1 protein-coding gene is annotated in these 247 nt (G+C 48.6%); it reads right to left on the reverse strand.

The genetic code is table 11. The annotated features are described in order from the left end of the window. Positions 1-247: PAS domain-containing protein (locus R0J92_RS25475; RefSeq protein WP_411053738.1), on the reverse strand; the 247-nt coding region annotated here is incomplete at both ends.

Below are 247 nucleotides of genomic sequence, written 5' to 3' on the forward strand. Positions count from 1 at the left end.
CTCTGCACTCCCTTGCACAGCCGCAAACTGTTTGCACAGGGTTTCTTCAAACATCATGCGGTTAGGAAGACGCGTCAAATCATCATGGTTGGCGTGGTACGCTAATCGTGCCTCGTAAGCTTTGTGTTTTGAAATATCGTGCTGAATACCGACAAAATGAGTGACGCGCCCCGCATCGTCGCGCACCGGGGCGACATATAAATCATTCCAGAAAGTTGTTCCATCTTTGCGGTAGTTACTTAAAGTG

The sequence above is a fragment of the Tritonibacter sp. SIMBA_163 genome (assembly GCF_046535935.1).
Taxonomy (GTDB): domain Bacteria; phylum Pseudomonadota; class Alphaproteobacteria; order Rhodobacterales; family Rhodobacteraceae; genus Epibacterium; species Epibacterium scottomollicae.